General features: G+C 61.7%; 6 protein-coding genes. 3 read left to right on the top strand and 3 right to left on the bottom strand.

Translation table 11 applies throughout. The annotated features are described in order from the left end of the window. Window positions 1–674 precede the first annotated feature (674 nt). On the top strand, window positions 675–1958 hold the full coding sequence (locus ACTJLC_RS27910; protein ID WP_440845857.1) for a lanthionine synthetase C family protein: 1284 nt from the start codon (window positions 675–677) through the stop codon (window positions 1956–1958). Window positions 1959–2180: 222 nt separating this feature from the next. Here the strand turns inward: ACTJLC_RS27910 and ACTJLC_RS27905 are convergent, their stop codons facing one another. Further along, the gene (locus ACTJLC_RS27905) at window positions 2181–3788 is read right to left on the bottom strand and encodes an MFS transporter (protein ID WP_440845855.1); all 1608 of its coding nucleotides are present in this window, start codon (window positions 3786–3788) and stop codon (window positions 2181–2183) included. 149 nt (window positions 3789–3937) lie between these two features. Between ACTJLC_RS27905 and ACTJLC_RS27900 the strand changes: the two genes are divergently transcribed. Further along, entirely contained in the window at window positions 3938–4828 is an 891-nt protein-coding gene (locus ACTJLC_RS27900; protein WP_310136280.1) for a LysR family transcriptional regulator, read from the top strand. A 465-nt stretch (window positions 4829–5293) separates the two neighbouring features. Here ACTJLC_RS27900 and ACTJLC_RS27895 read toward each other — a convergent pair whose 3' ends face one another. Then, window positions 5294–5635 (bottom strand): hypothetical protein, encoded by a 342-nt coding sequence (locus ACTJLC_RS27895; protein WP_310136278.1) that lies wholly within the window; start codon window positions 5633–5635, stop codon window positions 5294–5296. Between the two features lie 3 nt (window positions 5636–5638). Further along, window positions 5639–6436, bottom strand: a complete 798-nt coding sequence (locus ACTJLC_RS27890; protein WP_310136277.1) for an alpha/beta hydrolase — start codon at window positions 6434–6436, stop codon at window positions 5639–5641. A gap of 651 nt (window positions 6437–7087) precedes the next feature. On the opposite strand from ACTJLC_RS27890, the gene ACTJLC_RS27885 reads away from it, so the two are divergent. Then, on the top strand, window positions 7088–9157 hold the full coding sequence (locus ACTJLC_RS27885) for a G1 family glutamic endopeptidase (protein WP_440845852.1): 2070 nt from the start codon (window positions 7088–7090) through the stop codon (window positions 9155–9157). The last annotated feature ends 72 nt before the right edge of the window (window positions 9158–9229 follow it).

Raw genomic sequence — 9229 nt, 5'->3', positions numbered from 1 at the left:
TGCCCACGATCGCCGATCGTGGACACGATCTCACTTGATCTACACTGACTCCGACACAACCATCACCACCATGCCTCACGCGCGCGCGAACGGGGAAACGGTCGGGCCGAGTCGCTTACTTTCTATTGATAGCAGTCGTTCCTTGGAACGCTCAAACTGAAGACGCTGTGTCGACCGCATTCAGTTCGTTACAGATCGAAGATTCGAGCCCGCTAGTCGTTGGGAACCCCCCAGCAACTGCCTTGCCTATCCCCTCAAATTCGAAAGAGTAGAGAGGAGCGCAGCCCAAGAAAGCGCCGATGCTTGTCTCAGCTGGAGATGCGCCTCAAGTCAAATGTCCGCTGGAATGTAGAACGAGCGACCGCGAGAAGGTATGCAGACCGCATGAGGCGCCGATCGGCCAACTACGGCCATCCATCCGCGATGTTGCACTGACATTCGGACGTCGCCTTGGTCTCTTGCAGCGGCCATTCGTTGGACCAGGCTATCCGGCGGATTGTCAGTCATTACTGTCAGTCGAACGTTATTGTTTTTCAGTTGCGCAAATGGCTGGCTCTCCCGAGTCTCTTAAAAGCCTGAGGTGAGCGGAAGCGGCCCGCTAATGCAGAGAATCTGCATCCAGCACTCCTTTAAACTATCGATCATCCCAATCTAACCTCTGCCAACCATCGACTATGCTTTTCGAGCCCGCCCGTCACGAAATCCTCCAACCTTTCGATTGGGATGAAAAATGCGTCCGCGAGACAATCGCGCGCATCGTGGAGGACACAAGTGCCGCGTTTACGCCCGACACGCTGTGGCCCGCACATCCGCTGGACGTCGAAAGCGATGCCGGCTCCGCGCCTGCGCTGACGCCGCTCTACTTCGGTGCGGCCGGCGTGATCTGGTCGCTCCATTATCTCAATGCAGTCGGCGCCGCCCGCACCCATAACGGATGGCTAGAACAGCTCGACCCGATCCGCCCACGTAACCGGGCGTGGCTCGCTGCGGAAGGCTTCGAAGCCGACGCTTCGTTCCTGATGGGCGACTTGCCGATACTGATGCTGCGATATGCGCACGCGCCCACGCCATCGCTCGAAGCCAGACTCGCGGAGTTGATCGCGGGTAATATGGACCATCCCACGCGTGAACTGATGTGGGGGGCGCCGGGGACGTTGCTGGCCGCATGCTTCCTGTTCGAGCTCACGCGCAACGAGCGCTGGGCAGCGTTATTTCGCGACACGGCGGCGCATTTATGGAAGCAGTTGCAGTGGTCCGACGAGCACGGCTGTCACTTCTGGACCCAGGATCTGTATGGCAAGCGTGTCACGTATCTTGACGGCGTGCACGGCTTTGTCGCGACCGCTTCGCCACTGATCCGCGGAAGGAACCTTCTCAGCGCCGCGGACTGGTCGCGCTGGCAGGATGCGATCACGAACACGGTGGGTCGCACGGCGACCTGGGAATACGGCAAGGTCAACTGGCGTGCTCAACTCGACTCGACGGGCACGTCGAACGACCGCCTGTTGATGCAGTTCTGTCATGGCGCACCGGGCTTCGTCACCTGTCTCGCCAATCTGCCGGACACGACACTCGGCGATCTCCTGGTTGCCGCGGGCGAAGCGGTCTGGGATGCAGGGCCGATCGCAAAGGGGGCGTCTCTCTGCCATGGCACGGCCGGCAACGGCTATACATTCCTCGCGCTGTATCGGCGTACCAAAGACGCGATCTGGCTCGACCGGGCGCGCGCATTCGCGATGCACAGCATCCACCAGTCCGAATCCGATGCCGCCCGGTATGGGCGGCTGCGCTACTCGCTATGGACCGGCGACCTGGGAGTGGCCATTTACCTGTTTGACTGCCTGCGCGGCGTTGCCGCCTTTCCGACGCTCGACGTCTTTTATCCGCCGCACAGCATCGCGGCGTGGAGCAGTGTCGCTACCGCATCGGCGCCCACGCATGCGCCGCGCGCCGGCTAGCGTCCCGGTCGTAGCTTCGGTGGCCGACGTCACGCGCGGGCTGGTTTTTGCCTTCTCATCCAATGCCGCGAGCGGACTTCCTGGTCTGACGACGGCATCAGAAGTTGTTTGCGTGAGACAGGCGACGACCAGATCGGTCATCGCAGGCCGCCCCATCCCCCGACGGCCATGGCGGCCGCTTTACGTCGCAACCCGGCCACTTGAGTACCAACATCCAGTCTGTCAGCGCTTGTCGTCCGTCAGTTCGATGAGTCGAGGTGCCAGCTCAACCATCGGCGAGTCGAGGCTCACTCGCTTGTCATGTGTTCTGGTGGTGACTGGCTCGTCTTGCGTGCGGACCCGACTCAGAAAAGCGAAAACTGCAAACGCGCACAACAGCGTAATTGCAGTAAGGCCATCAAGTAGATGCCCGAACGCCGCGTGGTAGGCAGCCTGAAGCGTCGCGGCTGGAACATCCGGCAATCTCGTTGCGGCGTGCGCGAGGTCGCCCGTAGAGAGTCGTGCGGCTGCGTCAGAGAGATCAGTGGAGTCGGCATGGGGCACTGCTGCGCGCAGGCTGATCTGCGTGAGCGCAGCGAGAAGCGCATTCACAATCGCTAACGCAATACCTTCGCCGGCAACCCGCGTGGTGCCGAAGATGCCCGTTGCCATCCCTGCGCGCGACTTCGGCACGACGCTTACGGACAGCCCGTCCATCAGCCCCCATGGCAGCCCAGCGCCAACGCCGATTACAAACATCGGCCCGATTACGGCTGGCCCGACTCCGGCATGCAACGCACCGCCGAGCGTATGCAGGCCTGCTCCGGCGATCACGAGGCCGATTCCCGAGATGACACCCGCAGACATCCACCGCGTGAGCATCGCGGCAACGAACGGGACAAAAAGCATAGGCGCCGATAACGCGAGCATCAAATAACCCGCGTGGATTTCATCGTAGCCGTCCATGCCGATGAAGCGCAGCGGCAGCACGACGAGCAGAACGATGTAGCAGTAACACGTCGCGATTGGCAAGACCTGAACGCCGACGAAGCGGGGATAGTGGAACAGCGACAGGTCGAGCATCGGTCGCGGACTGCGCGTTTCGAAGATGACGAACGCAATCGCGAACGCGACACACGCGGCAAGCAGCGCGACGACGTTTGCTGATGCCCAGCCGCGTGAAGGCGCTTCGATCACGCCGCATGTGAAGCTCGCGAGCGCCGCCGTGAACGTCACGGTACCCGCCCAGTCGAACCGGCGCGCCTGCGGGTCGCGCGACTCGTGCATGCGCGGCACGCCCAGACCGAGCGACAGAACGCCGGCGAATGCTCCCGCCAGGAAGATTGCGCGCCAGCTGAAGTGCGCAATCAGCCAGCCGGCCAGTAGCGGTCCGAACGCGAGGCCGATCCCGAACGTTGTGCCCAGCGCGCTGAACGCGCTGGTCCGCGCTGCGCCGTCGAACTCCTGAGCGAGTGCGGCGGTTCCGCCGGCGAGCGCCGCAGCGGCCGCGACGCCTTGAGCCGCGCGCAGAAGATCGACGACGACGATCGACGGCGCGAACCCGAGCGCCACCGAGGTCAGTGTGAAGCCCGCGACACCGCAGGCGAACACGCGCTTCCGGCCAAACCGGTCTGCGAGCGTTCCCGCCGCCATCAGCAGGCTGCCGAATGCGAGCATGAACGCGTTCGTGATCCAGTTCATCGCGATGGGGCTGCCGCCGAGGTCGCGGCCAATCGCGGGCGTCGCCAGGGCGCCGCCGGAGAAGGCGAGCGGCAGTGCGAGCGCCGCCATGCAGACGGCAGCGAGTACGGCAAGCCGCCTCGTCGTGCCGGGAGAAATCGTGGAAGTCATCACCGCTCCTTGTGGAATGCCGGCACATCGCGATGCGCGGCGGAGCGATGAACGATAATTCGGATTCAATCGAAGAAAAACACTGGGAAAATCCGAAGATAGCGGAGGTAGATTCCGTAATAGGACGGATATCAAAAGGTCGAACCCGTATGGATAACCTGAACAGTATTGTCGCATTCGTGCGTACCGCGGAGACGCTTAGCTTCGTCGCTGCCGGGCGCAAGCTCGGCATCTCGGCATCGGCGATTGGAAAGACGATTGCGAAACTCGAACACTCCCTCGGCGTGCGGCTTTTCCATCGAACCACGCGTCGGGTCACGCTTACTGACGAAGGGCGGCTCTTCCACGAGAGCTGTGAGAGGATTCTCGGTGAACTGCGTGATGCAGAGGCGATCCTGTCGGAGGCTGCGCAGACACCCCGTGGCCGACTACGCGTGAGCTTGCCCGTGATTGGCTATCGCTTCCTGCTGCCGGTGCTGCCCAGATTCAGAGCGCTCTATCCACAAGTCGAACTGGACCTCGATTTCAACGATCGGCTCGTCGACGTAGTGGAGGGAGGCTTCGACGCGGTAATACGAAGTGGCACGCTTTCCGACTCCAGTTTGATGTCACGCCGGCTCGGCGCGTTCCGGTTCATCCTGTGTGCGTCGCCTGACTACGCTGCACGCGCCGGCCTGCCGCAAACGCTCGACGAACTGGCAACGCACGACTGCGTGCGCTACCGCTTCCCGACCACTGGCAAGTTGCAGCCGTGGGCGCTCGCTCCGGACGGCAGCGAACCGCCTGACCTGTGCACTGCGCTGACCTGCAACAACATGGAAGCACTGCGTGGCGCGGTAGCCGCGGGGTTCGGTGTCGGCTTCATGCCGGACTTCCTTGTTCTCGATGCGCTCGCGAGCGGGACGCTGGTGCCGGTGCTGGACGCGCATCCGATCGCACCCGGACAGTTCTCGATCCTGTGGCCGTCGAGCCGTCAACTATCGCCCAGGTTGCGCGTATTTGTGGATTTCCTGTGCGAGCATCTGTTTTCGGAAAGATGAGATGTACCGGGTACGCATCCGACCGCAGTGAACTGCTGACGTTTGCCGATACCGGAATTGCGAACTTAGGGAAACGTCACCTGTGGCTGCCGCAACCTACGCGGATGTCTGAATGCCCACTCGGGACGAACAGCCACCAACCTGCGCGAATGAACGAACGGCCGTTATACCTTCGGAAACCGTCATCGAGGTCACGCCAAGTCGAAGGTCTGCAACGGGGCGACTACAGTCAAGTGCAGCCGGTCGCCGCCGATCTTCTTCAATCGCCTGTCCTGCGCCTGGATTGTTAGATCGGGCTGCAGCCGGGCGGACGAGAGTGGCGCGGAAAGGCTGAAAGGCTGCGGGCCGTCGGTCGGAGAGATAGTCACTTTGGGCGTGGCGAACGTCAGGCGGACGCCCGGACAGGCAATGTCGTCAGCGCGGCGGGATGGTTATGGTCGAGGGAGAATCGTTGTGCTGTGGCGATCATCGCCTGGTCAGCATGCGGAGGATCTTCTGCACGATGAGCTCATGCTGCTCCAGCGCCTCATCGACCGTACGTGCTCCGTAGCTCGTGTTGTCTCGCGCTTCCATTCCGGCGACGCGCGTCACGAACAGCGAACCCTCCCCGGTTTTCGGTTCGGACACACCGCGAAAGCGGGTGGTGACCGTCACACCGGATTCGTCCAGCAGCGTGCGGCGGAAGATCAGTTCGTTCGCTGTCATCCAGCGCGACCACTCGCCGCGGTCGAACACCTCGACAGGTCTGTTCTTCGCATCGAGGACATAGAAGCGTTCCCTGCCGGACGGGACGGAGCGTGATTTCATATTTCAATGCGAAGGCGTAAGCAGGAAGCCGGTCACCTCCCGCCACCAGGTTTCGTCGACGCGGCCAATCCAGTCGTTATGTTCAGCCGCCTTCACCGCTAACAGTTGCCTCGGTTCGGCCAGCGAGTTGTAGAGTGCTTCGCCGAAGCGCGGGGGGACGATGCTGTCGCGCTCCGCAACCACGACGACAACAGGCCGCCCGAACGACGCCAAATGGGTCACGCTGTCGTATCGGTCGCGCAGCAGCCATTTCACGGGCAACCACGGATAGTGATGAGCGGCGACGTGCTCAAGCCGATCCCATGGCGTGATGAGCAGCAAGCCAGCGGTCCTGTCGCGTTCACGCGAGCCGGCCGCGGCCGCCACGCCGGCCCCGAGCGATTCGCCGATGAGCAGCAGCGGCGCGCCATAGAACCGATACGCCAGTGCGATGGTCTGTTGGGCATCAGCGACCAGACTCTCTTCGCCCGGCGTGCCGTCGCGCGGCCCGTAGCCTGGATATTCGGCGAGGATCACGCGCAGCCCGAGCGGCGTGAGCGCTGCGGCGTAGAACGAACGGTGTCCGGCATGCCCGGCGTTGCCATGAAAAACGATGACGGTGGCGCGCACGGATCCGGCGGGCTCGGCCACGAGGCCGCGGAACGCCTCCGGTGTCGGCCAGGCGCGAAGTACGCTGGAAACGACGTCCCCGGTTGCAGCCTTCTCAGGGAAGTAGATAAAACGATCCTGCAAGATGGCGACTCCTGCGAACACAATCAGGCACGCGACGGTGAGACGCAACATCAACCCGGTGAATTTCATCGCCTTGTGCCCGATCCACCGATCGTTTCAGTAACGCACCCAGTTTAGCGTGCTTTGGCCACCGCTTATGTCCATGCTTGTCGTCGCCGGCCGGCCGCATAGTCGTGACCGTTTCGGAGGGCTTCGGCGTTGAATACAACGCGCCGCCCCTCGAAACCGACGGCCGCGCTGACAACTTTGGTGACAGCCAACTACGGACTTTGGCCCAAGTTTTCACGTGGACATTCGAACGGCAGTGCCGATCTGATACCGGCCGCCTCGAAGTTCTTGCTGTAGCGCGTGGCGCAGCGTCTCGCCAATACCTCTGGGAAATTGCTGGCCCGCAAGGGATCTCCCTTTCATCCTGCCTGCCATCACGGTTCAAAATACTCGAAGGCGCGTCGTCTACGTTACGTATGTTTCGATGATCGCGGCAGGCTTGCCGAGTTCATCTTTCCATGTCGCCGTGCCTCCGGAATACATCCGAGCACCATTTTCAGGAAAGGGTAAATAAGGCACCCATCACCAGTGTCTATCGTTTTGACTCCTTGCGCGTCGAGTGGGCACTGGTAGCAACCGGAGCCGGCTCGATCGCACGGGAAGAGTAGCGGTTCGTGTGTTACGCGTTTTTCACCCATATAGCGGTGACGTCGGCTTCGAACGCTCGGAGTCGTGCATCTTTCGTATCGGGAGGTCACAATGCCCCAGACAGTCATGAACATCCACAAGCTCGCAGACACCAACCTTGCGGGCGCGACGGCAATCCGATGGTCCAGGGAGGCCGCTGATAAACCTCAAAGTCATTCGGAAGCGCTGGCGGACGAACTGCTTGGACCGCTAGATCGCTCTAACATGCGGGTCGCGGCGCTTCGTCAGCGGCTGCTTCGCAAGCAATGGCCGGATGGCGCACGTATTGTTCCTCATCTCGTACCGCAAATAGGCGTTACCCATCAACTGACGCCGCCTCAGCGAGTCGCGGACACCGCATTCACTTCGAACAACTGGTCCGGCAGCACGATATCGGGAACCTGGGCGCACGCCGTCGGCATTTGGCGCGTGCCATCAGTAAGCGTTCCCTCGACTCCTCCCGGCACAGACTCCGGTTGGGACTCGTCCTCGTGGGTGGGTATCGACGGAACATACGGTTCGAACGACGTTCTACAGGCCGGCGTGCAGCAGTCCGTCCAGGCTGACGGCTCGAAGACGTACGTCGCGTGGTATGAGTGGTTCGCGCCGAAGGTGAACGGGTCGCCGGACTACATCTACCAGACCAACATCAACAATATGCTCATCGAACCCGGCGACGAAGTGTTCGCCGGCGTTCACTATCAAAACGGCCAGGGCTTCGTCATGTTCGGCAACGTGGACCGGGGAGTTTACTTCAGCATCCAACTCGCGGCTCCGCCGGGCGCGACCTTTAGCGGCAACAGCGTGGAGTGGATCGTCGAAGCGCCGAACACCGGCGAACCCGGTACTTCCCTGCCAAGGTTCACGCCCGTGAGCTTTACCGCGGCATTTGGCTCCAATGCGAACAGCACATTGACAGCCGATCCCATCGCCGGTGACACGACCAACATCGTCGCATTCGGAAGGAACCTGACGAGCGTCACCTTGGCGACCGACGCTCTCACGGTGGACTATCTGGATGCCGGATTTTTCCCGTTGCCGGGAAAGGCGGTGTTTGACCATGGAAAGCAGCAGATCGCGGCGGTGTCACGCGCTTCAGGCAATCTCGACCTGTTCGTGATCGGCTTCGATAACCACGTCTGGTCTACCTTTTGGAACGATCAAACGGGCTGGAACGGCGACTGGTTTCCGCTGCCGGGTCAGGCGGTGTTCGACCGCGAGAAGCAGCGGATCGCAGCGGTGTCGCGCGCATCCGGTAATCTCGATCTGTTCGTGATCGGCTTCGATAACCACGTCTGGTCTACCTTCTGGAACGACCAGGCGGGCTGGAACGGCGACTGGTTTCCGCTGCCGGGTCAGGCGGTGTTCGACCGCGAGCAGCAGCAGATCGCAGCGGTGTCGCGCGCATCCGGTAATCTCGATCTGTTCGTGATCGGCTTCGATAACCACGTCTGGTCTACCTTCTGGAACGACCAGGCGGGCTGGAACGGCGACTGGTTTCCCCTGCCGGGTCAGGCGGTGTTTGACCGCGAGCAGCAACAGATCGCAGCGGTGTCACGCGCACCCGGGAATCTCGATCTGTTCGTGATCGGCTTCGATAACCACGTCTGGTCTACATTCTGGAACGACCAAACGGGCTGGAACGGCGACTGGTTTCCGCTGCCGGGTCAGGCGGTGTTCGACCGCGAGAAGCAGCGGATCGCAGCGGTGTCGCGCGCATCCGGCAATCTCGATCTGTTCGTGATCGGCTTCGACAACCACGTCTGGTCTACCTTCTGGAACGATCAAACGGGCTGGAACGGCGACTGGTTTCCGCTGCCGGGTCAGGCGGTGTTCGACCGCGAGAAGCAGCGGATCGCAGCGGTGTCGCGCGCACCCGGGAATCTCGATCTGTTCGTGATCGGCTTCGATAACCACGTCTGGTCTACCTTCTGGAACGACCAGGCGGGCTGGAACGGCGACTGGTTTCCGCTGCCGGGTCAGGCGGTGTTCGATCGCGAAAACCAGCAGGTCGCAGCAGTGTCACGCGCGATGGGCAATCTTGATCTGTTCCTGATCGGCTTCGATAACCACGTGTGGAGCGAGTTCTGGAACGATCGGGTTGGCTGGAACTAGGCCTGCTAGTCCGGTTCGGGCATCGCGTCGACATCGTTTTCGGCGCGACATTCTCATCTTGTTTGTCGCGCA

This window comes from Paraburkholderia sp. 22099, from assembly GCF_052045835.1.
In the GTDB taxonomy this organism is placed as follows: Bacteria; Pseudomonadota; Gammaproteobacteria; order Burkholderiales; family Burkholderiaceae; genus Paraburkholderia; species Paraburkholderia terricola.
This window is presented reverse-complemented; position numbering and strand designations above follow the sequence as displayed.